The sequence below is a fragment of the Pseudomonas sp. MPB26 genome, from assembly GCF_046605355.1.
In the GTDB taxonomy this organism is placed as follows: domain Bacteria; phylum Pseudomonadota; class Gammaproteobacteria; order Pseudomonadales; family Pseudomonadaceae; genus Aquipseudomonas; species Aquipseudomonas cedrina.
On record NZ_CP176793.1, the window covers coordinates 2,716,695 to 2,740,252 of the forward strand.

Here is a 23,558-nt window from a genome sequence, read left to right on the forward strand (position 1 = left end):
GATCTGCCGTGCTGCAGGGCTCAATGTTCACTCAGATCAAAAAATAGTCGCGGCCTTCGACCTGGCCCCTGCGCAACGGGTTCCGCGTGCAATAAGGCGCATAGCTTGCATCGACGAAGCGGTACATCAGGTGTTCATCCCGACCGATTGGAATACCCAGGCGCGTCGTCTGGATGATCTGGGCCGGTGTCTGGCCCACATCCTCGACGTAGAGCAACTCCTGATCGAAACGCTTGGCATCCCACATCGGCACCTTCAGCCCCAGGGCTTTGCACAACAGGGTCTGGCCGGCGCACAGCTTATGGGACGGGCGCGGGCTGCCGTCGGCATTCGGGTTGTTCAACAACATTTGCGCCAGGCTGGCCGGGCCGGACAATGCGTCGACCCACGGATACGCCGATTTGATCAGCACGGCATTGCCGGGCCCGTGTGCGCTGAAGTTCAAGGAATCGCCGCCGCGGGCGTAGTACATGTAGATGTGGCCGCCATCCAGAAACAAAGCCTTACGCTTTTCTGTGTAGCCTAATGAAGAGTGACTGCCTTTTTCGGCCGCGTAATACGCCTCGGTTTCAATAATTCGCGCCGAAAGCCAGGTTTCGCCGACACGATGGCGGATGACTTTTCCGAGCAATTGCTGGGCAAGCAATTGCGCATCGCGGTCGAAGAAGCTGTCGGGCAGGGCGCTGGCGGGGAGTTGCGGCGATGAGCTGGGCATGGCGGTCAGGGTAAATACGGCTAAATGTGACGGAATCATAACAAGTCCCGCCTTAATTACGGCTGAACACAAGGTTTTTACAGTTCATTTCGACCATCCGCCCCTCACCGCTGTCAGTCAGGCGGCGTCACAGCTATAATCTGCCGCTTTCCTCTTTGCCAAGACTTCCCGACCCAATGACTGAGTCCGTTCTTGACTACATGACCCGCCTGGGTCGCGCTGCCCGTCAGGCCTCGCGGTTGATCGCCCGTGCGAGCACCGCGCAGAAGAACCGTGCCCTGCTGGCCGCCGCCGATGCTCTGGATGCTTCGCGCGCAGAGCTCGCGGCCGCCAACGAGCTGGACCTGGCCAACGGCCGCGCCAATGGCCTGGAACCGGCCCTGCTCGACCGCCTGGCGCTGACCCCGGCACGTATCGACGACATGATCGAAGGCCTGCGTCAGGTGGCCAAGCTGCCTGACCCCATCGGTGAAATCCGCGATATGCGTTACCTGCCGTCCGGCATCCAGGTCGGCAAGATGCGCGTGCCCCTGGGCGTGATCGGCATCATTTATGAGTCGCGCCCCAACGTGACCATCGACGCCGCGAGCCTGTGCCTCAAGTCCGGCAACGCCACCATCCTGCGTGGCGGTTCCGAGGCCATCCATTCCAATCGAGCCATTGCTGCGTGTATCCAGCAAGGCCTGGCCGTGGCCGAACTGCCCGCTGAAGTGGTGCAGGTGGTGGAAACCACCGACCGCGCGGCCGTCGGCGCGCTGATCACCATGCCGGAATTCGTCGATGTGATCGTGCCGCGCGGCGGCAAGGGCCTGATCGAGCGCGTCAGCCGTGATGCCAAGGTGCCGGTGATCAAGCACCTGGACGGCGTGTGCCACGTGTTCATCGACGTCGCCGCCGACATCGACAAGGCGATCCGCATCGCCGACAACGCCAAGACGCATCGCTACGCCCCGTGCAACACCATGGAAACCCTGCTGGTGCACGCCGGTATTGCCGAGCGCGTGCTGCCGCCGCTGGCCGCCATCTACCGCGACAAGGGCGTGGAGCTGCGCGGATGCGTGCGCACCCGCGCATTGCTGGGCGCGGACGTGATCGAGGCGACCGAGCTGGACTGGTACACCGAATACACGGCACCGATCCTGTCGATCAAGATTGTCGACGACCTGGACGAGGCCATCGAACACATCAACACTTACGGCTCCAAGCACACCGACGCCATTGTTTCCGAGCATTTCAGCGATGCGCGGCGCTTCCTCAACGAAGTGGATTCCGCTTCGGTGATGATCAACGCCTCGACGCGCTTTGCCGACGGCTTCGAGTACGGCCTGGGGGCGGAGATCGGTATCTCTACCGACAAGCTTCACGCCCGTGGCCCGGTTGGGCTGGAAGGCCTGACCAGCGAGAAGTACGTGGTGTTCGGCGACGGTCATGTGCGCACTTGATGGCTAAACGCATCGGGTTGCTCGGCGGTACCTTCGACCCCGTGCACATCGGCCATCTGCGCAGTGCCCTGGAAGTGGCGGACGCGCTGGCCTTGGACGAACTGCGCCTGATCCCCAATTTCCGGCCGCCGCACCGCGACACGCCGCAGGTGGCGCCGCAACAACGTCTGGAAATGGTGCGCCTGGCGGTTGAAGGCATTGCGCCGCTGGTGGTGGACGATCGCGAGCTCAAGCGCGACAAACCGTCCTACACTGTCGACACCCTGGAGCTGATGCGCGCCGAGTTGGGTGCCGATGACCAGTTGTTTCTGCTTTTGGGCTGGGACGCATTTTGCGGCCTGCCCTCTTGGCATCGCTGGGAGGAACTCCTCCAGCATTGCCACATCCTGGTTTTGCAACGCCCGGATGCCGACAGCGAACCGCCGGATGCCTTGCGCAACCTGCTGGCCGCGCGGTCGGTAAGTGACCCCTTGGCCCTGACCGGGCCGAACGGGAATATTGCATTCGTCTGGCAGACCCCGCTTGCGGTGTCCGCCACCCAGATCCGTCAACTGCTGGCCAGCGGGAAGTCGGTACGTTTCCTGGTGCCTGACGCGGTCCTGGCCTACATCGATGCGCACGGGCTTTACCGTGCGTCGAACTGAAAAGGCGCGCTTGAATCTACGCACAGTCGTAGCGCGAGCGCCCGAACATACGAGCAAAACAGGTTTTATATGACGAACAAAGACGTAAGCAAAGTTAAGCGCAAAGGCACGTTCAAAAGCGCCCCGCTGCCGGTTGAAGCCCACGTTGGTCCTGAACTGGCTGGCGAAGAGCTGGTAAAAGTCGCCGTGGCGGCCCTGGAAGACGTGAAAGCCCAGGACATCCAGGTGCTGGACGTGCGCGACAAGCAGAGCATCACCGACTACATGATCATCGCTACCGGCACGTCGAACCGCCAGATCGGCGCGATGCTCGACAAGGTGCGCGAAGCCGTCAAGGCCCAGGGCGTCAAGCCGCTGGGTGAAGAAGGCAAGGGCGACAGCGACTGGGTGCTGCTGGACATGGACGACGTGATCGTGCACATGATGACCTCCAACGCTCGCCAGTTCTACGACCTGGAGCGCCTGTGGAAAGGCGCCGAACAGAGCCGTGCCGCCGATGGCAAGCACCACAGCCCGGAAGTGGGCCACGCGCACTTCGACAAGCTCAACAAAGACCAGGAATAAGGAACGGCTGTGCGCCTGCGTCTGATTGCTGTCGGTTCACGCATGCCCAAGTGGGTGGAAGAAGGCTGGCACGAGTATGCCAAACGTCTGCCCGCCGAGCTGTCGCTGGAACTGGTAGAGATACCGCTCAATACCCGGGGCAAGAATGCCGATGTGGCGCGCTTCATCCGTCAGGAAGGCGAAGCCATGCTGGCCAAGGTCGGCCCCAACGAGCGCATCGTCACCCTTGAAGTGCACGGCAAACCCTGGAGCACCGAGCAACTGGCGGTGGAACTGGATCGCTGGCGCCTGGACTCGCGTACCGTCAATTTCATGGTGGGCGGTCCCGAAGGGCTGGCGCCGGAAGTCTGTGCGCGGGCGGACCAGCGTTGGTCGTTGTCTGCGCTGACGCTGCCGCATCCGTTGGTAAGGATCCTGATCGGTGAACAGCTGTATCGCGCCTGGACAGTTCTGTCCGGGCACCCTTACCACAAATAATCTGCGCCCCTGCCGATGACCCAGCCGATCCGCATCAAGGACCACGAGAAAGACGCACGTCTGGTACGCGCTCGCGTGGTGTTTGGCGCCTTTATGGTGGTGGGTTTGATCGGTGTGCTGGTGGCGCGCCTGTATTACCTGCAGGTCATCCAGTACGACTATCACTCCACGCTGTCGGAAAACAACCGGGTGCATGTGCAACCGATTCCGCCGACCCGTGGGCTGATATTCGACCGCAATGGCGTGGTGGTGGCAGATAACCGGCCCAGCTTCAGCCTGAGCATGACCCGGGAACGTTCCGGCGACTGGCAGCAGGTGCTCGACGTGATCGTCGAGGTGCTGCAGCTGACGCCGGAAGACCGCGTGATCTTCGAAAAGCGCATGCGGCAAGGGCGCCGGCCATTCGAGCCGGTGCCGATCCTGTTTGAGCTGACCGAAGAGCAGATCGCACGGATCGCGGTGAACCAGTTCCGTTTGCCGGGGGTGGAAGTGGTGGCGCAGTTGGTGCGGCATTACCCGCAGGGGCCGCACTTTGCCCACTCGGTCGGCTACATGGGGCGGATCAACGAGAAAGAGCTGAAAACCCTCGACCCGGTCAATTACAGCGGCACCCACCATATCGGCAAGACCGGCATCGAGCGGTTCTACGAGCCGGAACTGCACGGGCAGGTGGGTTACGAAGAAGTCGAGACCAACGCCCGTGGCCGTGTGCTGCGGGTGCTCAAGCGCACCGACCCGGTGCCGGGCAAGGACATCGTGCTGAGCCTGGACATCAAGTTGCAGGAAGCCGCCGAGATGGCCCTGGGCGGTCGTCGCGGCGCGGTGGTAGCACTGGACCCGAAAACCGGCGAAGTGCTGGCGATGGTCAGCCAGCCGAGCTTCGACCCCAACCTGTTCGTGACGGGGATCAGCTTCAAGGCGTACGCCGAATTGCGCGATTCCATCGACCGGCCGTTGTTCAACCGCGTGCTGCGCGGCCTGTATCCGCCGGGTTCGACGATCAAGCCGGCGGTCGCGATTGCCGGGCTCGACGCCGGTGTGGTCACTGCCTCCAGTCGCGTGTACGACCCCGGTTACTACATGCTGCCCAACTACGATCACAAATACCGTAACTGGAACCGCACCGGTGACGGCTATGTCGACCTCGACACCGCCATCATGCGTTCCAACGACACCTATTTTTATGACCTGGCCCACAAGCTGGGCATCGACCGCTTGTCTGCCTACATGGGCAAGTTCGGCCTGGGTCAGAAAGTCTCCCTGGACATGTTCGAAGAGTCCCCTGGCCTGATGCCGTCGCGGGAATGGAAGCGTGCCACCCGCCGGCAAGCCTGGTTTCCGGGCGAAACCCTGATCCTGGGCATCGGCCAGGGCTATATGCAGGCCACGCCACTGCAGTTGGCCCAGGCCACGGCGCTGGTGGCCAACAAAGGTGTGTGGAACCGTCCGCACCTGGCCAGGACCATCGAAGGCGAGAAGCCGGTGGATGAGAACCCGATCCCGGATATCGTGTTGCGCGACCCGTCCGACTGGAACAAGGTCAATCACGGCATGCAGCAAGTGATGCACGGCGCCCGCGGTACCGCGCGCAAGGCGGCCATCGGCGCGCAATACCGCATCGCCGGCAAGAGTGGTACGGCTCAGGTGGTCGCGATCAAGCAGGGCGAGAAGTATGACCGCTCCAAGGTGCAGGAGCGCCACCGCGACCACGCCTTGTTTGTCGGCTTCGCGCCGGCGGACGACCCCAAGATCGTGGTGGCAGTGATGGTCGAGAACGGCGAATCCGGTTCCGGCGTCGCGGCCCCTGTGGTGCGCCAGATCATGGACGCCTGGCTGTTGGCGAGCGACGGCCGGCTCAAGCCCGAATATGGCGGCCCCCCTACAAGCACTGAGGTTACGGCCGATGAAGAGTAATTTTGACCGCATCCTTTCCAGTGAAGATGTGATGCGTCGCCGTGCAACGTTGCTGCAACGCATGCACATCGATGGCCCGTTGCTGATCCTGCTGCTGACCCTGGCGGCCGGTAGCCTGTTCGTGCTGTATTCGGCCAGCGGCAAGAACTGGGACCTGCTGATCAAGCAGGCGTCGTCGTTCGGTCTGGGCCTGTTGTCGATGGTCGTCATCGCCCAACTTGAACCGCGCTTCATGGCGCGCTGGGTGCCGTTGGGTTATGTGGCCGGCGTGTTGCTGCTGGTAGTGGTGGACGTGATGGGCCACAACGCCATGGGCGCGACCCGCTGGATCAACATTCCTGGGGTGATCCGCTTCCAGCCGTCGGAATTCATGAAGATACTGATGCCGGCTACCATTGCTTGGTACCTGTCCAAGCGCACCTTGCCGCCGCAGCTCAAGCACGTGGGCATCAGCCTGCTGCTGATTGGCATACCGTTCATCCTGATCGTGCGCCAGCCCGACCTGGGTACCTCGTTGCTGATCCTGGCGGGCGGTGCGTTCGTGCTGTTCATGGGCGGCTTGCGCTGGCGCTGGATCCTCAGCGTGCTGGCCGCCGCCGTGCCAGTGGCCGTGGCCATGTGGTTCTTCTTCATGCACGACTACCAGAAGCAGCGGATCCTGACCTTCCTCGACCCGGAAAGCGACCCGCTCGGCACCGGCTGGAACATCATCCAGTCGAAGGCCGCGATCGGTTCCGGCGGCGTATTCGGCAAGGGGTGGCTGCTGGGAACGCAGTCGCACCTGGACTTTTTGCCTGAAAGCCACACCGACTTCATCATTGCGGTGCTGGGCGAAGAGTTCGGCCTGGTGGGCATCTGCGCGCTGCTGCTGATTTACCTGCTGTTGATTGGTCGCGGCCTGGTGATTACCGCGCAGGCGCAGACGTTATTCGGCAAACTGCTGGCCGGCGCGCTCACCATGACTTTTTTTGTTTATGTTTTCGTCAACATCGGTATGGTCAGTGGCCTGTTGCCGGTGGTGGGGGTGCCGTTGCCGTTCATTAGCTATGGCGGAACTTCGCTGGTGACGTTGATGTCAGCGTTTGGGGTTTTGATGTCGATTCATACGCATCGCAAATGGATCGCACAGGTTTGAATAAGGTGAAGATGTCAATGCAAGTAATGCGCGGCTGGGCGACTCGGCACGCGTCCTGGATGGGCCTGATCGGGCTGCTGGGCGCCACGCAAGAGGCGCAGGCCGGTGACTATGATGGTTCACCCCAGGTCGCCGAGTTTGTCGGTGAAATGACCCGCGACTATGGGTTCGCCGGCGAACAGCTGATGGGCGTGTTCCGCGAAGCCCAGAAAAAGCAGGCGATCCTCGACGCCATCTCCCGCCCTGCCGAACGCGTGAAGCAGTGGAAGGAATACCGTCCGATGTTTCTGACCGACGCCCGCGTGGCTCGGGGTGTGGACTTTTGGCGCCAGCACGAGGCGGTACTGGCCCGCGCCGAGCAGGAATACGGCGTGCCGGCGCAGGTGATTGTCTCGATCATCGGCATCGAGACCTTCTACGGGCGCAACACCGGCAGCTACCGGGTGATCGACGCCTTGTCGACCCTGGGCTTCGATTACCCGCCGCGCGCCGACTTCTTCCGCAAGGAGCTGCGCGAATTCCTGCTGCTGGCGCGCGAAGAACAGGTCGATCCGCTGACCCTCAAGGGCTCCTACGCCGGTGCGATGGGCCTGCCGCAGTTCATGCCGAGCAGCTTTCGCGCCTATGCGGTGGATTTCGACGGTGACGGCCATATCAATATCTGGAGCAACCCCGACGACGCCATCGGCAGCGTAGCCAGCTACTTCAAGCGCCACGGCTGGATGGCCGGCGAGCCGGTGGTGGCCCGTGCAGAGGTCGCCGGCGATCGTGCCGACGAGGGCCTGACCCAGGGCATCGAGCCGGCGAAGACGGTCGGGGAGTTGCGGGCGCTGGGCTGGTCGAGTCAGAATGCGCTGCCTGACGATATGCCAGTGACGGCGTTCCGCCTTGAAGGCGAAAATGGCCCGGAATACTGGATGGGCCTGAAGAATTTCTACGCAATCACGCGTTATAACCGCAGTGTGATGTACGCCATGGCCGTGCATCAGCTGTCAGACATGCTGGTCCAAGCACGGGGCAACAAGTAATGCGGGCATCGCTGTTCAATCAACCGCTCAAGCTGGTGGCGTTCGCCGCGTTGTCCCTGCTGGTCGTCAGTTGTTCCACCAGCCGCGGGCCGGTGCAGCAGAAATCCGGGGGCGCGGTGGTCCGTGCCCAGCCGGGCCTGGACATCAACCGCGCGCACAAAGACGGCGCGCCGTGGTGGGACGTCGACGTGTCGAAGATCCCGGACGCCACACCGACCCTGCACACCGGCCCGTACAAAGCCAATCCTTATACCGTGCTGGGCAAGAATTATTTTCCGCTGCAGGATTCCAAGACCTACGTGCAATCGGGTACGGCGTCCTGGTACGGCACCAAGTTCCACGGCCAGAACACCGCCAACGGCGAAGTGTATGACCTGTACGGCATGAGCGCGGCGCACAAGACCTTGCCGTTGCCCAGCTATGTCCGCGTGACCAACCTGGACAACAACCGCACCGTGATCCTGCGGGTCAACGACCGTGGGCCGTTCTATTCGGACCGCATTATCGACTTGTCTTACGCGGCCGCTAAGAAGCTCGGTTACGCCGAAACCGGTACCGCGCGCGTGAAGGTCGAAGGTATCGACCCTGCGCAGTATTGGGCCCAGCGTGGCAAGCCGGCGCCGTTAATGCTCAATGAGCCGCCGACCCAGCAGCCGCAAGTGACCGCCTCTACGGGCAAGATCGAGCAATGGACGCCTCCACCACAGCAGCACGCGCCGGACACGGTCGTCGTGCCCAGGGCTGCGCCGGGCGCAGCGGCAGCGGGTGGTCAATACCTGCAGGTCGGCGCTTTCGCCAACCCCGACGCGGCAGAACTGTTAAGGTCCAAACTCAGCGGCATGGTCAACGCGCCGGTCTTCATCAGCTCCATCGTGCGTAACCAGCAGACCCTGCACCGGGTGCGCATGGGTCCGATCGGCTCGCCGAGCGAGGTCGCACAAGTGCAGAACAGCGTGCGCCTGGCCAACCTGGGGCAACCCAGCGTCGTCACGGCTGAATAATAAAGAATTGATGGCTCTGGCTCGTGGGGCCTGGGCTGTGGTTGCTGGCTCGTTGAACAATAAAAACCCAGGGGCAAGGGGTGAGCGGGCAACCGAACACGCGACAGTCTGGCAACGGGCTGTCTGAATAAGTTTTGCCCGCGAGGGCAAGTTTCCATAAGCAATTTCGAGAGACGGATGAACATCACCACCTTAGCCAAACGCACGTGCCTGCTTCTTTCGCTGATCATCACCCCGGCCGCCTGGGCGGTTGAAATGGTGCCGGCCTCCCCGCAACTGGCCGCCAAGGCCTGGGTCCTCATGGATGCCGCCAGCGGCAACGTGCTGGTCGAGAACAACGGTGACCAGCGCCTGCCGCCGGCCAGCCTGACCAAACTGATGACCGCCTACATCGCGACCCTGGAAATCCGTCGTGGCCAGATCGGCGAGAACGACCCGGTGACCGTCAGCGAAAACGCCTGGCGTACCGGCGGTTCGCGGATGTTCATCAAGGTCGGTTCGCAGGTCACGGTGAGCGACCTGCTGCACGGCATCATCATCCAGTCCGGCAACGACGCCAGCGTGGCCCTGGCCGAGCACATCGCCGGCAGCGAAGACGCGTTCGCCGACATGATGAACAAAACCGTGGCCGACCTGGGCATGACCAACAGCCACTTTATGAACCCGACCGGTCTGCCGAACCCTGAGCACTACTCGTCGGCTCACGACATGGCAATCCTGGCGCGCGCGATCATTCGCGTCGACCCGGTGCACTATGCGATCTACTCCCAGAAGGAATTCTTCTGGAACAACATCAAGCAGCCTAACCGCAACCTGCTGCTGTGGCGCGACAAGACCGTCGACGGTCTGAAGACCGGCCACACCGAAGAAGCCGGCTACTGCATGGTGTCGTCCGCCGTGCGTGACGGCCAGCGCCTGATCGCCGTGGTCTTCGGCACCAACAGCGAGCAGGCCCGTGCGGCCGAGACGCAAAAACTGCTGACCTACGGTTTCCGCTTCTTCGAAACCCAGACCTTCTACCAGAAGGGTGCGGAGCTCGCGACCGCGCCGGTATGGAAAGGCGCAACCTCACAAGTCAAGGCCGGCCTGGCTGAAGACCTGACCCTGACCATGCCTAAGGGCCAATTGAAAAAGCTCGCGGCCAGCATGAGCATGAACCCGCAATTGGTGGCGCCGATCGCCAAGGGCGACGTGATTGGTAAAGTCGAAGTCAAGCTGGACGACAAGGTGGTGCACAGCGCCGACCTGATCGCCCTGGACGCCGTCGACGAAGGTGGTATCTTCCGCCGCGTGTGGGATAGCATCCGTCTATTCTTCTACGGCTTGTTCAACTGATTGTGTGCACCTGCAAAGCCCCGCGTTGATCCGACGCGGGGCTTTGCCGTCGCCACGGCTTACCGCTTACGAGGCCGTTACGCCATGACCGATACCGAAGTAAAGGCGCCAAAGATCGAATTCCCGGTGGTGGACTATCCGATCAAGATCATCAGCGATACCGGCGTAGGCCGCAAAGATTTGATCCTCGAGATTGTGCGTAAGCACGCGACGATCAATGATCAGCGTGTGGACGAGCGATCCAGCTCCACAGGCAAATACACCACAATCCAATTGCATATCGTTGCAATCGGGCAAGACCAGCTCTACGACATCAACAGTGAACTGCGGGCCACCGGCTTCGTGCACATGGTGCTGTGATGCCACAGGTATTGGGCTTTCGCGAGCTCGGCCGGATGGCCTACGAGCCCGTCTGGCATGCCATGCAGCGCTTTACCAACGAGCGCGGCAGCACCGCCGCCGATGAAATCTGGCTGGTGGAACACCCGCCGGTGTTCACCCAGGGCCAGGCCGGCAAGGCCGAGCATCTGTTGCTGCCGGGGGATATTCCGGTGGTGCAGGTCGACCGAGGTGGCCAAGTGACTTACCATGGGCCGGGTCAACTGGTGGCTTACTTGCTGCTGGACGTGCGCAAGCTTGGGTTTGGCGTACGCGACCTGGTGAGCCGCATGGAGGCTTGCCTGATCGAGCTGTTGGCCAGTTACGGCGTGACCGCCGCGGCCAAGCCCGATGCGCCCGGTGTGTATGTGGAAGGCGCGAAAATCGCGTCCCTCGGCTTGCGCATTCGCCACGGTTGTTCCTTTCATGGCCTGGCCCTGAACGTGGATATGGACCTGGCGCCGTTCCGGCGGATCAACCCGTGCGGTTATGCCGGGTTGGCGATGACGCAACTGAGTGACCACGCCACACCGATTAAATTTGCCGAGGTAAGTGCCCGGCTGCGTGCGCAGCTCGTCAAACACCTCGACTATGCTGAGCAGACGACCCTTACGGGCGGAATCGACTGACTATGACTACTGATGCAGTGCAAACCATGATCCCGACGGTCGACGTGACCGACCGTCCGGCCCCGGCCCCGCGTGCCAAGGTGGAAGCCGGCGTCAAGCTGCGCGGCGCCGAGAAGGTTGCACGCATCCCGGTGAAAATCATTCCGACCACCGAACTGCCGAAGAAACCCGACTGGATCCGCGTGCGCATCCCGGTTTCGCCGGAAGTCGACCGTATCAAGGCCCTGCTGCGCAAGCACAAGCTGCACAGCGTGTGCGAAGAAGCCTCCTGCCCGAACCTGGGCGAGTGCTTCTCCGGCGGCACCGCCACCTTTATGATCATGGGCGACATTTGCACCCGTCGTTGCCCGTTCTGCGACGTGGGCCACGGCCGGCCGAAGCCTCTGGACGTCAACGAGCCGCAAAGCCTGGCCATCGCCATCGCCGACCTGAAACTCAAATACGTGGTGATCACCTCGGTCGACCGCGACGACCTGCGTGACGGCGGCGCCCAGCACTTCGCCGACTGCATCCGCGAAATCCGCAAACTGTCGCCGAACGTCATGCTCGAAACCCTGGTGCCGGACTACCGCGGCCGTATGGATGTGGCGCTGGACATCACCGCCGCCGAGCCGCCGGATGTGTTCAACCACAACCTGGAAACCGTGCCGCGCCTGTACAAGGCCGCGCGTCCGGGTTCGGATTACCAGTGGTCGCTGACCCTGCTGCAGAAATTCAAGCAAATGATGCCGCACATTCCGACCAAATCCGGCTTGATGCTGGGCCTGGGCGAGACCGACGAAGAAGTGATCGAGGTCATGAAGCGCATGCGCGAACACGATATCGACATGCTGACCCTGGGCCAGTACCTGCAACCGTCCCGCAGCCACTTGCCGGTGCAGCGTTTCGTGCACCCGGACACCTTCGCCTGGTTCGCCGAGGAAGGCTACAAGATGGGCTTCAAGAACGTGGCGTCCGGCCCGCTGGTGCGCTCCTCGTACCATGCGGACGAGCAGGCCAAGCTGGTCAAGGCGAGTTTGGTCTCTTAATACAGAGATGGACAACACCGCTGATCCAATGTGGGAGCTGGCTTGCCTGCGATGCAGACGCCTCGGTACGACAGATGTACCGAGGAGATGCCATCGCAGGCAAGCCAGCTCCCACAGTTCGTTCTGCGTTAATTTAGGGAGAATCGTGGATGACCATTGCCGTACCTGCTCTTCGCCCCGAAGGCACCATCGCCCTGATCGCGCCCGCCGGCCCCGCCGCGCTGGACGTCGAAAAAGCCGGCCAATGGATGCGCGCCCGCGGCTATGACCTGCGAATCTTCCCTGGCATGTATGAGCGAGACGGCTACCTCGCCGGCAGCGATAAAGTCCGCCTCAACGACCTGCACAGCGCCTTCGCCGACCCTGCCATCGACGCCATCTTCTGCCTGCGCGGCGGCTACGGCACGCCACGCCTGCTAGACAGCCTGGATTTCGAACTGCTGCGCGCCAACCCCAAGCCCTTCGTCGGCTACAGTGACATCACTGCCTTGCACCTGGCGATCAACCGCTATGCCGGTTTCGTGACGTTCCACGGCCCCATGCTCAATGCCGACTTGCTCGGCGGCAAGCAGCCGCCTACCGAGTCGTCGCTGCTCAGCCTGCTGCGCGGCGACCTTGGCGCCGACAGTGTGCTGGCTCACCCCGCCGCCTTCCCATTGACCACCCTTGAGCCTGGCATCGCCTGTGGGCGCTTGCTGGGCGGCAATCTGTCGATGATCGCGGCAGTGATGGGCACGCCTTACGAGATCGACGCCGACGGCATCATCCTATTTATCGAAGACATCAACGAGCCGATCTACCGCATCGACCGCCTGCTCACGCATTTGCGCCTAGCGGGCAAGCTGGCCCAGGTTGCCGGCGTGCTGGTGGGGGATGTGGCGGGTGTGGAAGCTGTTGCCCTGGAGCGGCTGCTGAAGCAGACCTTCGAGCCGCTGTGCATCCCGGTGTTGTCCGGCTGGCGCAGCGGGCATTGCGACCCGAACCTGACGCTGCCCATGGGTGCGCTGGTACGGTTGGATGCGGGGGAGCAGCGGGTGGTGCTGGAGCAGGATGTGGTCCTGCACTGATTGTTCCCACGCTCCGCGTGGGAATGCATCCTGTGACGCTCCGCGTCACGACTTCAAGCGGACGCAGAGCGTCCAAGGCGGCGTTCCCACGCAGAGCGTGGGAACGATCAGTGTCAGCGGTTCTGCAACGATTCCAGCAGCTTCACCGTCGGATACCCATCCGCCGGCCAGCCCAGTGCCTGCTGCGCCGCGCGGATCGCCTTGCGCGTATTGGCGCCGATGATCCCGTCCGGGTTGCCTGCGTCATAGCCATTGGCACTCAGCGCCGTCTGCAAATCGATACGCTGCGAGCGGCTCAGCGGCAGCTCATCTTTTGGCCAATCGCCACGAATCACGCCGCCACCGCCGAAGCGTTCCGACAACAAGCCAACCGCCAGCGCGTAGGACGATGAGTTGTTGTACTTGAGAATTGCACGGAAGTTGTCCAGGACCAGGAACGCCGGGCCACGGTAACCCGCCGGCAACAGCAGCGCGGCGGACAGTTGGTCGACGTTTGGCGGCAGGCTGGCGCCGGGTGGCAGTTGAATGCCGAGTTTCAACCATTCAGCGACGGTCTTGCGGATGCCGCCATCGGCGAGGGCGTAATCAAAGTTCGTCGGCAGTTGTTTCACCTCGAAACCCCATGGTTGGCTTTTCTGCCAGCCGGAGCTTTGCAGGTAATGCGCGGTGGAAGCGAGGGCGTCGGCCGGGCTGTTCCAGATGTCACGGCGACCGTCGCCATCGAAGTCCACGGCGTGGGTGTTGTAGGTGGTCGGAATAAATTGGGTCTGGCCCATGGCGCCGGCCCAGGAGCCTTTCATCTGGTCGGCCTGGATGTCGCCGTGCTGGATGATCTGCAACGCCGCCAGCAGTTGTGCCTGGGCAAACGCCGGTCGACGGCCTTCGTAGGCCAAGGTCGCCAGCGAGCGGATCACCGAGTTATTGCCTTGGAACTGGCCGAAGTTGCTTTCCATTCCCCACACCGACACCAGCGCTTGGCGGTCGACGCCGTAGCGTTGCTCGATGCTTTGCAGGATATCGGCGTATTTGACCAGCAAGGCCTGGCCATTGCGCACGCGCACCGGCGAGAGGGCGCCGTCGAGGTATTCCCACACCGGGCGGGAAAATTCCGGCTGGCTGCGGTCGGCGCGGATCACTGCCATGTCGGGCGTGACATTGGCGAAGGCATTGTCGAACACCGCGGCAGTGATGCCGGCCTGCAGGGCTTGCGCGCGAAAGCCGGCCTGCCATTCGGCAAAGGTCTGGGTGGGTTGGATATCAAGATTGTCCACGGCCAGCGGGGCCACTACGGCAGGCGCGGCCACGGGGGCGGTCTGGAGTTTGGGCAGTGGTTGAGCGTCGGCGGCGGTTGGTTTCTCCGCGCAGGCGACAAGCAGAATGAGGCTGGAGGCAGCGATCAATTGGCGAAGGTGCCAACGACGGGAAAGACTAGAGGGCATGCACAGGTCCAGGGATTACAAATCAGAAGCAGACCTTATCATGCCGGAGGGTCGCTTGCCTTCAGGCAGCCAGAAAGTAAGAAGCCTCCCAGCTATTAGACTGGAAGGCTTCGCGGCGGTAGCTGCCTTTGCCCTTGCCGGCACGTTCCTGACGGCTGCGGAACAGTGGCTGGGCGATGATGGATTTGGCCTTGTTTGGGCCATGCTTGGATGGCTTTTTGCTCATGTTCGTACGCTCGATAGGTGAGGGGAAGCGGGGCAAATTTTCTGCCTAAGTTTGGCAATTGTAAAGCCTGGCGATGTGTAGGCTGTTTCACAATATCAAGCTCCCACAGGGGAACGCGGTGTTCTTGTGAGGGTTATTCGGCGGGGAGGGTAAGGCGCTGGCCGCACATCAACAGCGACAAACGGCTCAGGCTCATCCACGGCGAACCGGCTGCCTGGCCCTTGATCTGCGCATCGATCCGCTGCGCTTCCAGCAAAAGCTGCGCCCAGCGTTGCGCCGAGTGCCGTTGCAGGGCTTTGCCCATCAGGGGCTTGCGCTTGTCCCAGACCGGCGGCCGAGCCTGGCTGAAACATTTGTCCAGTGGCGTGCCCTGGCTGTATTGCAAGGCAATATTGGCCAGTACCCGCAGTTCCCGGGCCAGGGCCCACAGAATCACCGGGGGCTCTACGCCTTCGCCGCGCAGGCCTTCGAGCATGCGCAGGGCGTGGGCGGGTTCGCCGTTGAGGATCGCGTCCACCAGCCCGAACACGTCAAAGCGCGCGCTGTCAGCCACGGCACCCTGAACGGTTTCGACGGTAATCTGCCCGTCTTCGGCCATCAGCTTGAGCTTTTCGATTTCCTGGGCTGCGGCCAGCAAGTTGCCTTCGACCCGCGCGGCGATCAACTCCACCGCGTCCTGGGTGGCCGACAACCCCGATTGGGAAAGGCGCTGGCGAATCCACTGCGGCAGTTGGCTGCTGTCCACCGGCCAGATCTGGATGAACTGGGTGTGCGCCCCTTCCACCAGGGCCTTGCCCCATTTGGTCTTCTGCGCGCTGCCATCGAGCTTGGGCAGGCTGATCAACAGCACCGTGTCTTCGGCAGGCCGTGAGCAATATTCCATCAAGGCTGCCGCACCCTTGTCGCCGGGCTTGCCTGAAGGCAGGCGCAGTTCCAGCAGGCGTTTTTCGGCAAACAGCGACATGCTCGCGCCGGCTTGCAGCAACGTGCCCCAGTCGAAACTGGCGTCGGCGCTGAATACCTGGCGTTCATCGAAGCCCTGCTGACGCACGGCGGCGCGGATGGCGTCGGCGGCTTCCTGGCACAGCAGCGGATCATCTCCGCTGACGATGTACACAGGCGCAAGGCCACCTTGCAGGTGCTTGGCGAGTTGGGCGGGGGCGAGTTTCATAGGCAGGGCGAACGGGGCGCTTGGCGCGCCCCGTCTGGCTTACTCGACAGGGACTTCAACAGGCGATTGTTTCGGCGTGTTGTCTTCGTACTCTTGGGCAGCCTTGAGCGCATCGGCGTCGGCCTTGGCTTTGTCGTCAGCTTTTTGCTGCATTACCTCCAGCTGTTGCGGCGTAATCATCGACAGGCGCACCATCATGCGCTGTACCAGCTCGCGACGCATTTCCTTGCGCACCTGGATTATTTCGGAGTCCGAACCCACCAGGTTGTTGCCGTCGTGGCTGACGACTTTCTGAACCTGGAGGTCGTCGCTCATCAACGGTAGTTTATCGCGGCCCTGGATTTCAAAGCTCAGCACAGTGCTCAGTTCGATATCGGACGCACGCCCGGCGCTGGCGTAGCTCAGGTTGCGCTGGGTTTCCCGTTCGTTGGCCAGGAACAGCTTGTAGGTCGCGCCGGTGTAGACGTGAACGCCGCTGTTTTCCAAGACCTGACGCAGCTGGGTCAGCGTTTCGCTGTAGGCGTCGCGGGCGCTGAGGTCCAGCTCCTTGATCGCCAGTTCGGTAGTGCCGGTGCCACGCAATTGGAAGCCGCAAGCGCTCAGCAGCACGGCAAGACCCATAACCAGCAAATTGCGTTTGATCATTTTGTTGCTCCCCTTGAAACCATGTGGGCCTTATCGAGGCCCTGAAGGCTTTGTTCGGCGCAGGGCTCAAGCCCCGCGCCCGATCCGATTAGCTAGCGACGATATTGACCAGTTTGCCAGGCACCACGATCACTTTGCGGATCGTCAGGCCTTCGGTAAAGCGCAGCACGTTCTCGTTGATGCGGGCGGCGGCTTCGACGTCTTCGCGGCTGGCGCTGGCCGGCATGTCGATCTGGCCACGCAGTTTACCGTTGACCTGGATTACCAGTTGCAGCGTGTCCTGTACCAGGGCGCTGTCATCCTGCACCGGCCAGCGTGCATCAATGACCGCTTCGCTGTGGCCCAGACGGTTCCACAGGTCATGGCTGATGTGCGGCGTGATCGGGGCCAGCAGCAGGGTGACCGTTTCCAGGCCTTCGTGCACCAGTGCGCGATCCTGTTCAGTGGCTTGCGGCGCTTTTTCCAGCACGTTCATCAGTGTCATCACCTGGGCGATGGCGGTGTTGAACTTGTGGTGCTGGCCCACATCCTGGCTGGCCTGCTTGATGGCCAGGTGAGTGCTGCGGCGAATGGCTTTCTGCTCGTCGTTCAAGGCCGCCACGTCCAGCTTGCCCGGCAGGCCCTGGCTGATGTGCGCGTGCGCCAGGCGCCAGACGCGCTTGAGGAAACGGTGCGAACCTTCGACGCCGGAGTCGGACCATTCGGCGCTCATGTCGGGCGGCGAGGCGAACATCATGAACAGGCGGCAGGTGTCGGCGCCGAACTGATCGATCATCGACTGAGGGTCGACGCCGTTGTTTTTGGACTTGGCCATCTTCTCGGTGCCGCCGATTTCCACCGGCAGGCCATCGGCGATCAGCTTGGCGCTGATGACCTTGGCTTTGCTGTCGCGCTCGAGCTCGACGTCGGCCGGGTTGAACCAGGTATAGGCGCCGTTGGCTTCACGGCGATAGTAAGTCTCGGCGACCACCATGCCCTGGGTCAGCAGGTTCTTGAACGGCTCGTCGGAACTGACCAGGCCTTCGTCGCGCATCAGCTTGTGGAAGAAGCGCGCGTACAGCAGGTGAAGGATGGCGTGTTCGATACCGCCGATGTACTGGTCCACCGGCAGCCAGTGGTCGGCTGCGGATTTTTCTACCAGGCCGCCTTCATAGTGCGGCGAGGCGTAGCGGGCGTAGTACCACGAGGACTCGACGAAGGTGTCCATGGTGTCGGTTTCACGCTTGGCAGGCTGGCCGCATTTCGGGCAGCTGCATTCGTAGAACTCGGGCATGCGCGCCAGTGGCGAACCGGCACCGTCCGGTACCACGTCTTCCGGCAGGACGACCGGCAGATGGTCTTCCGGCACCGGCACGTCGCCACAGCTTTCGCAGTGGATGATCGGGATCGGGCAGCCCCAGTAGCGCTGGCGGCTGATGCCCCAGTCGCGCAGGCGGAACTGAGTGCGTGAGGCGCCGAGGTTTTTCTTGATCAGGGCAACTTCAATCGCGTCGAAGGCGCCCTGGAAATCCAGGCCGTCGAACTCGCCGGAATTGATCAGCTCACCGTGTTCGCCGTAGGCGTCTTGCCACGGGGCCGGGTTAGTGTCGCCCGCGCTTGTGCGCACAACAGACTTGATCGGCAGGTCGTATTTGCTGGCGAATTCGAAGTCGCGCTCGTCGTGGGCTGGCACGGCCATTACGGCGCCATCGCCGTAGTGCATCAGCACATAGTTGGCGACCCATACCGGCAATTTCTCGCCCGTCAGCGGGTGCTCGACGAACAGCCCGGTCGGCAGGCCTTTTTTCTCCTGGGTGGCGACGTCGGCTTCAGCCACGCTGCCGCCTTTGCATTCGGCGATGAACGCTTGAAGCTCAGGGTTGTTGCGTGCGGCCTGGGTGGCCAGCGGGTGTTCGGCGGCCACGGCGACGTAGGTCGCGCCCATCAGGGTATCCGGACGGGTCGTGAAGACTTTGAGCGCGCCCGCTTCGCCGATCGAATCGACGTTGTACGGGAACTGCACTTCCATGCCCTTGGACTTGCCGATCCAGTTGCGCTGCATGGTCTTGACCTGTTCAGGCCAGCCCGGCAGGTCGTCGAGGCTCGACAGGAGTTCATCCGCGTAGGCGGTGATCTTGAAGTAGTACATCGGGATTTCGCGCTTCTCGATCAGCGCGCCGGAGCGCCAGCCGCGACCGTCGATCACCTGCTCGTTAGCCAGCACGGTCTGGTCGATCGGGTCCCAGTTCACGGTACCGCTCTTCTTGTAGATCACGCCTTTTTCGAACAGGCGAGTGAACAGCCATTGTTCCCAGCGGTAGTAGTCCGGCTTGCAGGTGGTCACTTCGCGGGACCAGTCCACCGCCAGGCCCAGGCTGCGCAGCTGGGTCTTCATGTAGGCGATGTTTTCGTAGGTCCACTTGGCGGGCGCCACGTTGTTTTTCATCGCGGCGTTTTCCGCCGGCATGCCGAAGGCGTCCCAACCCATGGGTTGCAGGACGTTCTTGCCTTGCATGCGCTGGTAGCGGGAAATCACGTCGCCGATGGTGTAGTTGCGCACATGCCCCATGTGTAGCTTGCCGCTGGGGTAAGGGAACATCGACAGGCAGTAGAAAGTCTCCTTGCCTGGCTGTTCGCTGACTTCAAAGGACTTTTGCTCGTCCCAGAATGTCTGGGCGGCATTTTCTATTTCACGGGGCTGATAGTGTTCGTGCATGGCTACTTTTGAACTGGATAGGGGTGGCCTAATCCTCTTCGGTACAAACGTTCAGGTTGATCGACACCGGAAAGCGGCGCGTCCGTGCCCAAACCCTGCGGGAAGTGGAGTGACAGGAAGCGCCGTAGCATACATGACCCCACTCTATCGAGGGAAACCCTGATTGCGCAGGCCAGTCCGTCTGTCGCGGCGCCAGGCAGGCGCAGCAACGGGGACTACGCTGTTTATTGGGGAGCAAGTCTTTCTTCAATGAGGTGAGGGGATGGTTGAATCGCAGCGAATCGTATCGAAACCGGATATCTACGAAGGATTGATCGACCGTTTGGGTCGTGCACTGGATGCAGCGAGGACGGCGGGCCGATTGCGTGATGAACGGCCCGTTGAGTTGGAGTTGCGCGGTTTGAGCCGCGCGGAGCTGGAGCTGATAGAGGCTTACCTGGAACGCAATAGGCGTACCGAGCCTCCCAGGTCGGCGGCACCGCCGGCCAAGGGGCCTGCTCACTCCGCCAAGGTGGTGTGGCTCAAGGACTTGTCTGCCGGTCGTGGCCCGGAAAAACTCCGGTCCGCCCGCTATACGTAGTCAACCGCTCTCCTGTACCGCATCACCGCGCCATTTCACCGTAAAGATTGTCGCTTAACCCCGTTACACCTTAGGCTTCGGGCATCTAGGGAGATGCTCGATGCCTATTCGTTATTTCATCAAACAACTGCTCCTGCCGCCCGGCATTCTCTTGCTGTTGCTGGCCCTTGCCTGGTGGTTTCGTCGCAGCCGCCCACGCCTGGCGGCGTGTTGTTTTGCCCTGGGGTTCGGGGGGATGTGGCTGATCAGCCTGCCCGCAGTGGTGGAGCGGGGCGCACGGGCCCTGGAAACCGAACCGCCGCTGGCACGGGAAGATTGGTCGACCCTGGCCGGGCGCGCCGACGCCATTGTGGTGCTGGGGTCGGGACGCGAGCGTGGGGACCCGGCGTGGGGCACCGACCAGCCCACCGGTATCGGCCTGGAACGCCAGCGTTATGCCGCGCGCTTGGCCAAGGCGTCCGGTCTGCCGGTGCTGACCACCGGCGGCCTGCATTACGGCACGCCGCCCAGCGAGGCGGAGTTGATGGCGGTGTCGATGCGCGATGATTTCGGCGTAACGGTGCGCTGGAAGGAAGAGCGCAGCCGCACTACCTGGGAAAATGCGCAGATGAGTGCCGAGATTCTACTGCCACAGGGTATCAAGCGGGTGGTCGTGGTGACTCAGGCCTGGCACATGCCGCGGGCGGTATGGAGTTTTGAGAAGGCCGGTTTCACGGTTGTGCCGGCGCCGATGGGGTTCCTCGGCGTGGATAATGCCAGGCCGCTGGGCGGCTGGATGCCGGAGTTCAAGTCGGTATGGCAGAGCGGGCAGTTGATCAATGAAGCGGTGGGGCAGGTGGGGTATCGATTGTTCTATAGATAACACCGCCGGGCAAAAATGTGCGCGCGGGCTTTTTGTAGGAGCGAGCTTGCTCGCGAAGAACTCACAGGCACCGCGTTTATCCAGGATGCACGCGTTATCGTTGACGTTTTTCGCGAGCAAGCTCGCTCCTACAGAGGGCGATTGGGGCAAGCCCGCTCCCACACAAGCCCGCTCCCACAAGGTTTTGTGTTTGCCGGTTAGACGGTTTTGGCCATGCGGGCCGCCAACAGCGCCCAGCCGAACAGTGCCAGGCACAGGATGATCAACGGCCACGACCGCCATTGCAGGTACGGCGTGAGGTTGTGCATCGGCACCACTTCACCGTAGAGAATGCCGCGCTCGAATTGCGGGATCTGCGCGGTGATCTGCCCGAATGGGTTGATCAGGCCGGTCACGCCATTGTTGGTGGCGCGGATCATCCAGCGGCCCGCCTCGAGTGCCCGCATTTGTGCCATTTGCAGGTGTTGCAGCGGGCCGATGGAGCGGCCGAACCAGGTGTCGTTGCTGATGGTCAGCAACAGGTCGCTCTGGGCCGACAGGCCGGCGGCGAATTCCGGGTACACCACTTCGTAGCAAATGAACGGCGCAATCTGGTAGCCCTTGGCCTGCAACATCGCCTGGTCGGCGGGGCCGCGGGCGAAGTCCGACATCGGCAGATCGAAAAAGGCGATCAGGCCGCGCAGCATGTCTTGCAATGGCACGTACTCACCGAAGGGCACCAGCTTCTGCTTGAGGTAGGTGCCGTCGCCTTCGCCGACCACGGTGATGCCGTTGAAGTAGCGCTTCTGGTGATGCACTTCCTGGCGGATCGGCACGCCGGTAATCAGCGCCGTATGCCGGTCGGCGGCGAACTTGCCCATCATGTCCAGGTAGCCTTCGACGGACTCCTTGAGAACGGGCACGGCGGTCTCCGGCCACACCAACAGGTCGACGCGCTTGGAAGCGAAGCTCATGTCGCGGTACAGCGCGAGCTGCGCGTTGAGCTGCTCCGGGTCCCACTTCATGCTTTGTTCGACATTGCCTTGAAGGGCGGCCACGGTGAGCGGCGCGCCAGACGGGCTGGTCCAGGCGTGATGCTTGAGTGCCAGGCCGATCGCCCAGGGCGCCACCAGCAGCACCAGGCCTGCGCCGATGAACGCGTTGCGCTTGCCTGCCAGCAGGCGCGGCAGGTTGCACAGCAGCGCGGCGGTCAGTGCGAGGGCAAACGAAATCAGCCACATGCCGCCCACCGGCGCCAGGCCCGAGAGGGGGCCGTCAAGCTGGCTGTAACCGGAGTACAACCACGGAAAGCCAGTAAGGAACCAGCCCCGAAACGCTTCCTGGCCGACCCACAAAGCAGCGAATGTCAGCGCATCCGCCAGCGGTGCCTCATTGCGACGCAGCCAGCGCGCCCACAGCCAGGCGGGCAGGGCGAAGAACCAGGCGATGGCGGCGGTAAACAGCAGCATCAGGAAGCCCGCCAGCAGCACCGAAGCGCCGCCGAAGTGGTGAATGCTGTAGTAGATCCAGCTGGTGCCGGCGCCAAACAGGCCGAAACCGAAACACCAGCCACGGCCTAAGGCCTGGCGAGGGCTCAGTTCCCGCAGCCCCACATAAAACAATCCGACCGCCACCAGGGCAAGCGGCCACAGATCGAACGGCGCCAACGCCAGGGTGGTGATGGCGCCGGCCACCACGGCCAGCAGATTACCGGGCCAGCCGGGTGTGGTGAGACGGCGCATGTCAATCCTTAGCGGGCAATAGGGGTCAGACGGATCAGGTGAATACGACGGCTGTCCGCATTGAGGATGCGGAACCGGTACGCGCCGATCTCGGTGGTTTCGTTACGTTTTGGCAGATGCCCGAACGCACTCATCACCAGGCCGCCCACGGTGTCGAACTCGTCGTCGGAGAACTCGCTGTCGAAAAACTCGTTGAAGTTCTCGATCGGCGTCAGCGCCTTGATCAGGAAATCACCGCTGGGCAGTGGCTTGATGTAGCTGTCTTCCTCGACGTCGTGCTCGTCTTCGATGTCGCCGACGATCTGCTCCAGCACGTCTTCAATCGTCACCAGGCCGGCCACGCCGCCGTATTCGTCGATCACAATCGCCATGTGGTTGTGATTGGCGCGGAATTCACGCAGCAGCACGTTCAGGCGCTTGGATTCGGGCACGAAGGTGGCCGGACGCAGCAGGTCCTTGATGTTGAAGCTGTCGCCGTTCTCCTTGAGGATCAGCGGCAGCAGGTCCTTGGCCAGCAGGACACCCATGACGTCGTCATGGCTTTCACCGATTACCGGGTAGCGCGAGTGCGCCGAGTCGATCACGGCCGGGAGGAACTCCCGTGGGGTCTGGGTCGCCTTGATGCTGATCATCTGCGAGCGCGGGACCATGATGTCGCGTACTTGCAGGTCAGCCACCTGAATGGCGCCTTCGACGATGGCCAGCGCTTCGCTGTCCAGCAACTTGTTCTGGTGGGCCTCGCGCAGCAGCTCAAGCAGCTCCTGGCGGTTTTTCGGCTCGTGGGCAAAAGCCTGGGTCAGTTTCCCCAGCCATGACTTCTGCCCGTTGCTCGATCGGTCTTCGCTCATAGCGATTACTCTGA

General features: G+C 62.3%; 23 protein-coding genes. 15 read left to right on the plus strand and 8 right to left on the minus strand.

Features of this window, described 5'->3' with window-relative positions:
* Positions 1 to 31: 31 nt before the first annotated feature.
* Positions 32 to 715 carry a DNA-3-methyladenine glycosylase gene (locus tag ACLH0H_RS12555; protein WP_411382405.1) on the minus strand — a complete coding sequence of 228 codons (684 nt, stop codon included), beginning with the start codon at positions 713 to 715 and terminating at the stop codon, positions 32 to 34.
* Between the two features lie 176 nt (positions 716 to 891).
* Here ACLH0H_RS12555 and ACLH0H_RS12560 point away from each other — a divergent pair, with 176 nt between their 5' ends.
* The 13 genes from ACLH0H_RS12560 to ACLH0H_RS12620 all read left to right on the plus strand — a co-directional run bounded on the left by ACLH0H_RS12560 (position 892) and on the right by ACLH0H_RS12620 (position 13,357).
* Positions 892 to 2,157 (plus strand): glutamate-5-semialdehyde dehydrogenase, encoded by a 1,266-nt coding sequence (locus tag ACLH0H_RS12560; RefSeq protein ID WP_411382198.1) that lies wholly within the window; start codon positions 892 to 894, stop codon positions 2,155 to 2,157.
* Positions 2,157 to 2,801 (plus strand): nicotinate-nucleotide adenylyltransferase, encoded by a 645-nt coding sequence (nadD, locus tag ACLH0H_RS12565; protein ID WP_076952663.1) that lies wholly within the window; start codon positions 2,157 to 2,159, stop codon positions 2,799 to 2,801. Before ACLH0H_RS12560 ends, nadD begins: the two co-directional genes overlap by 1 nt.
* A gap of 69 nt (positions 2,802 to 2,870) precedes the next feature.
* On the plus strand, positions 2,871 to 3,365 hold the full coding sequence (gene rsfS, locus ACLH0H_RS12570; protein ID WP_003237041.1) for a ribosome silencing factor: 495 nt from the start codon (positions 2,871 to 2,873) through the stop codon (positions 3,363 to 3,365).
* A gap of 9 nt (positions 3,366 to 3,374) precedes the next feature.
* On the plus strand, positions 3,375 to 3,842 hold the full coding sequence (rlmH, locus tag ACLH0H_RS12575; RefSeq protein WP_003176297.1) for a 23S rRNA (pseudouridine(1915)-N(3))-methyltransferase RlmH: 468 nt from the start codon (positions 3,375 to 3,377) through the stop codon (positions 3,840 to 3,842).
* 15 nt (positions 3,843 to 3,857) lie between these two features.
* Positions 3,858 to 5,756, plus strand: a complete 1,899-nt coding sequence (gene mrdA, locus ACLH0H_RS12580) for a penicillin-binding protein 2 (protein ID WP_411382199.1) — start codon at positions 3,858 to 3,860, stop codon at positions 5,754 to 5,756.
* 31 nt (positions 5,757 to 5,787) lie between these two features.
* Positions 5,788 to 6,891: a rod shape-determining protein RodA gene (gene rodA, locus ACLH0H_RS12585; protein WP_169376807.1), complete on the plus strand. Its 1,104-nt coding sequence runs from the start codon at positions 5,788 to 5,790 to the stop codon at positions 6,889 to 6,891.
* Between the two features lie 17 nt (positions 6,892 to 6,908).
* Positions 6,909 to 7,919 (plus strand): lytic murein transglycosylase B, encoded by a 1,011-nt coding sequence (mltB, locus tag ACLH0H_RS12590; protein WP_411382200.1) that lies wholly within the window; start codon positions 6,909 to 6,911, stop codon positions 7,917 to 7,919.
* Complete coding sequence (locus ACLH0H_RS12595) at positions 7,919 to 8,920, plus strand: septal ring lytic transglycosylase RlpA family protein (protein ID WP_307388853.1); 1,002 nt, start codon at positions 7,919 to 7,921, stop codon at positions 8,918 to 8,920. Before mltB ends, ACLH0H_RS12595 begins: the two co-directional genes overlap by 1 nt.
* Positions 8,921 to 9,097: 177 nt before the next feature.
* Positions 9,098 to 10,255, plus strand: coding sequence for a D-alanyl-D-alanine carboxypeptidase family protein (locus ACLH0H_RS12600; RefSeq protein ID WP_411382201.1), 1,158 nt, complete (start codon positions 9,098 to 9,100; stop codon positions 10,253 to 10,255).
* A gap of 84 nt (positions 10,256 to 10,339) precedes the next feature.
* Positions 10,340 to 10,615, plus strand: coding sequence for a DUF493 domain-containing protein (locus ACLH0H_RS12605; RefSeq protein ID WP_048724650.1), 276 nt, complete (start codon positions 10,340 to 10,342; stop codon positions 10,613 to 10,615).
* Positions 10,615 to 11,262, plus strand: coding sequence for a lipoyl(octanoyl) transferase LipB (gene lipB, locus ACLH0H_RS12610; protein WP_411382202.1), 648 nt, complete (start codon positions 10,615 to 10,617; stop codon positions 11,260 to 11,262). Before ACLH0H_RS12605 ends, lipB begins: the two co-directional genes overlap by 1 nt.
* Before the next feature lie 26 nt (positions 11,263 to 11,288).
* A complete protein-coding gene (lipA, locus tag ACLH0H_RS12615) occupies positions 11,289 to 12,290 on the plus strand; it encodes a lipoyl synthase (protein ID WP_411382406.1) in 1,002 nt (333 codons plus the stop codon).
* A 149-nt stretch (positions 12,291 to 12,439) separates the two neighbouring features.
* A complete protein-coding gene (locus ACLH0H_RS12620; protein ID WP_411382203.1) occupies positions 12,440 to 13,357 on the plus strand; it encodes a S66 peptidase family protein in 918 nt (305 codons plus the stop codon).
* A gap of 113 nt (positions 13,358 to 13,470) precedes the next feature.
* Here the strand turns inward: ACLH0H_RS12620 and ACLH0H_RS12625 are convergent, their stop codons facing one another.
* From ACLH0H_RS12625 to leuS, 5 genes are all read right to left on the minus strand, one after another.
* Positions 13,471 to 14,796 carry a lytic murein transglycosylase gene (locus ACLH0H_RS12625; RefSeq protein ID WP_411382204.1) on the minus strand — a complete coding sequence of 442 codons (1,326 nt, stop codon included), beginning with the start codon at positions 14,794 to 14,796 and terminating at the stop codon, positions 13,471 to 13,473.
* A 61-nt stretch (positions 14,797 to 14,857) separates the two neighbouring features.
* Positions 14,858 to 15,022 (minus strand): alternative ribosome rescue factor ArfA, encoded by a 165-nt coding sequence (gene arfA, locus ACLH0H_RS12630; protein ID WP_003176285.1) that lies wholly within the window; start codon positions 15,020 to 15,022, stop codon positions 14,858 to 14,860.
* A gap of 133 nt (positions 15,023 to 15,155) precedes the next feature.
* The gene (holA, locus tag ACLH0H_RS12635; RefSeq protein WP_411382205.1) at positions 15,156 to 16,193 is read right to left on the minus strand and encodes a DNA polymerase III subunit delta; all 1,038 of its coding nucleotides are present in this window, start codon (positions 16,191 to 16,193) and stop codon (positions 15,156 to 15,158) included.
* A 39-nt stretch (positions 16,194 to 16,232) separates the two neighbouring features.
* Complete coding sequence (gene lptE / locus ACLH0H_RS12640) at positions 16,233 to 16,838, minus strand: LPS assembly lipoprotein LptE (protein WP_411382206.1); 606 nt, start codon at positions 16,836 to 16,838, stop codon at positions 16,233 to 16,235.
* Between the two features lie 88 nt (positions 16,839 to 16,926).
* The gene (gene leuS / locus ACLH0H_RS12645) at positions 16,927 to 19,533 is read right to left on the minus strand and encodes a leucine--tRNA ligase (protein ID WP_411382207.1); all 2,607 of its coding nucleotides are present in this window, start codon (positions 19,531 to 19,533) and stop codon (positions 16,927 to 16,929) included.
* A 262-nt stretch (positions 19,534 to 19,795) separates the two neighbouring features.
* Between leuS and ACLH0H_RS12650 the strand changes: the two genes are divergently transcribed.
* Together ACLH0H_RS12650 and ACLH0H_RS12655 are read left to right on the plus strand one after the other, a co-directional pair.
* Positions 19,796 to 20,113 (plus strand): hypothetical protein, encoded by a 318-nt coding sequence (locus ACLH0H_RS12650; protein WP_411382208.1) that lies wholly within the window; start codon positions 19,796 to 19,798, stop codon positions 20,111 to 20,113.
* 100 nt (positions 20,114 to 20,213) lie between these two features.
* The gene (locus ACLH0H_RS12655; protein WP_411382209.1) at positions 20,214 to 20,975 is read left to right on the plus strand and encodes a YdcF family protein; all 762 of its coding nucleotides are present in this window, start codon (positions 20,214 to 20,216) and stop codon (positions 20,973 to 20,975) included.
* Positions 20,976 to 21,172: 197 nt separating this feature from the next.
* Here ACLH0H_RS12655 and lnt read toward each other — a convergent pair whose 3' ends face one another.
* The gene (lnt, locus tag ACLH0H_RS12660) at positions 21,173 to 22,696 is read right to left on the minus strand and encodes an apolipoprotein N-acyltransferase (RefSeq protein ID WP_411382210.1); all 1,524 of its coding nucleotides are present in this window, start codon (positions 22,694 to 22,696) and stop codon (positions 21,173 to 21,175) included.
* Positions 22,697 to 22,704: 8 nt separating this feature from the next.
* Positions 22,705 to 23,544, minus strand: coding sequence for an HlyC/CorC family transporter (locus ACLH0H_RS12665; RefSeq protein ID WP_010206772.1), 840 nt, complete (start codon positions 23,542 to 23,544; stop codon positions 22,705 to 22,707).
* Between the last annotated feature and the right edge of the window lie 14 nt (positions 23,545 to 23,558).

Coding starts and splice junctions, on each gene's coding strand:
- leuS (WP_411382207.1), bottom strand. CDS start 19,533: ATGCACGAACACTATCAGCCCCGTGAAATAGAAAATGCCGCCCAGACA.
- mltB (WP_411382200.1), top strand. CDS start 6,909: ATGCAAGTAATGCGCGGCTGGGCGACTCGGCACGCGTCCTGGATGGGC.
- ACLH0H_RS12560 (WP_411382198.1), top strand. CDS start 892: ATGACTGAGTCCGTTCTTGACTACATGACCCGCCTGGGTCGCGCTGCC.
- ACLH0H_RS12620 (WP_411382203.1), top strand. CDS start 12,440: ATGACCATTGCCGTACCTGCTCTTCGCCCCGAAGGCACCATCGCCCTG.
- lipB (WP_411382202.1), top strand. CDS start 10,615: ATGCCACAGGTATTGGGCTTTCGCGAGCTCGGCCGGATGGCCTACGAG.
- ACLH0H_RS12605 (WP_048724650.1), top strand. CDS start 10,340: ATGACCGATACCGAAGTAAAGGCGCCAAAGATCGAATTCCCGGTGGTG.
- ACLH0H_RS12655 (WP_411382209.1), top strand. CDS start 20,214: ATGCCTATTCGTTATTTCATCAAACAACTGCTCCTGCCGCCCGGCATT.
- ACLH0H_RS12665 (WP_010206772.1), bottom strand. CDS start 23,544: ATGAGCGAAGACCGATCGAGCAACGGGCAGAAGTCATGGCTGGGGAAA.
- mrdA (WP_411382199.1), top strand. CDS start 3,858: ATGACCCAGCCGATCCGCATCAAGGACCACGAGAAAGACGCACGTCTG.
- rodA (WP_169376807.1), top strand. CDS start 5,788: ATGCGTCGCCGTGCAACGTTGCTGCAACGCATGCACATCGATGGCCCG.
- lptE (WP_411382206.1), bottom strand. CDS start 16,838: ATGATCAAACGCAATTTGCTGGTTATGGGTCTTGCCGTGCTGCTGAGC.
- arfA (WP_003176285.1), bottom strand. CDS start 15,022: ATGAGCAAAAAGCCATCCAAGCATGGCCCAAACAAGGCCAAATCCATC.
- ACLH0H_RS12555 (WP_411382405.1), bottom strand. CDS start 715: ATGCCCAGCTCATCGCCGCAACTCCCCGCCAGCGCCCTGCCCGACAGC.
- lnt (WP_411382210.1), bottom strand. CDS start 22,696: ATGCGCCGTCTCACCACACCCGGCTGGCCCGGTAATCTGCTGGCCGTG.
- rsfS (WP_003237041.1), top strand. CDS start 2,871: ATGACGAACAAAGACGTAAGCAAAGTTAAGCGCAAAGGCACGTTCAAA.
- ACLH0H_RS12595 (WP_307388853.1), top strand. CDS start 7,919: ATGCGGGCATCGCTGTTCAATCAACCGCTCAAGCTGGTGGCGTTCGCC.
- nadD (WP_076952663.1), top strand. CDS start 2,157: ATGGCTAAACGCATCGGGTTGCTCGGCGGTACCTTCGACCCCGTGCAC.
- ACLH0H_RS12600 (WP_411382201.1), top strand. CDS start 9,098: ATGAACATCACCACCTTAGCCAAACGCACGTGCCTGCTTCTTTCGCTG.
- holA (WP_411382205.1), bottom strand. CDS start 16,193: ATGAAACTCGCCCCCGCCCAACTCGCCAAGCACCTGCAAGGTGGCCTT.
- lipA (WP_411382406.1), top strand. CDS start 11,289: ATGATCCCGACGGTCGACGTGACCGACCGTCCGGCCCCGGCCCCGCGT.
- ACLH0H_RS12625 (WP_411382204.1), bottom strand. CDS start 14,796: ATGCCCTCTAGTCTTTCCCGTCGTTGGCACCTTCGCCAATTGATCGCT.
- ACLH0H_RS12650 (WP_411382208.1), top strand. CDS start 19,796: ATGGTTGAATCGCAGCGAATCGTATCGAAACCGGATATCTACGAAGGA.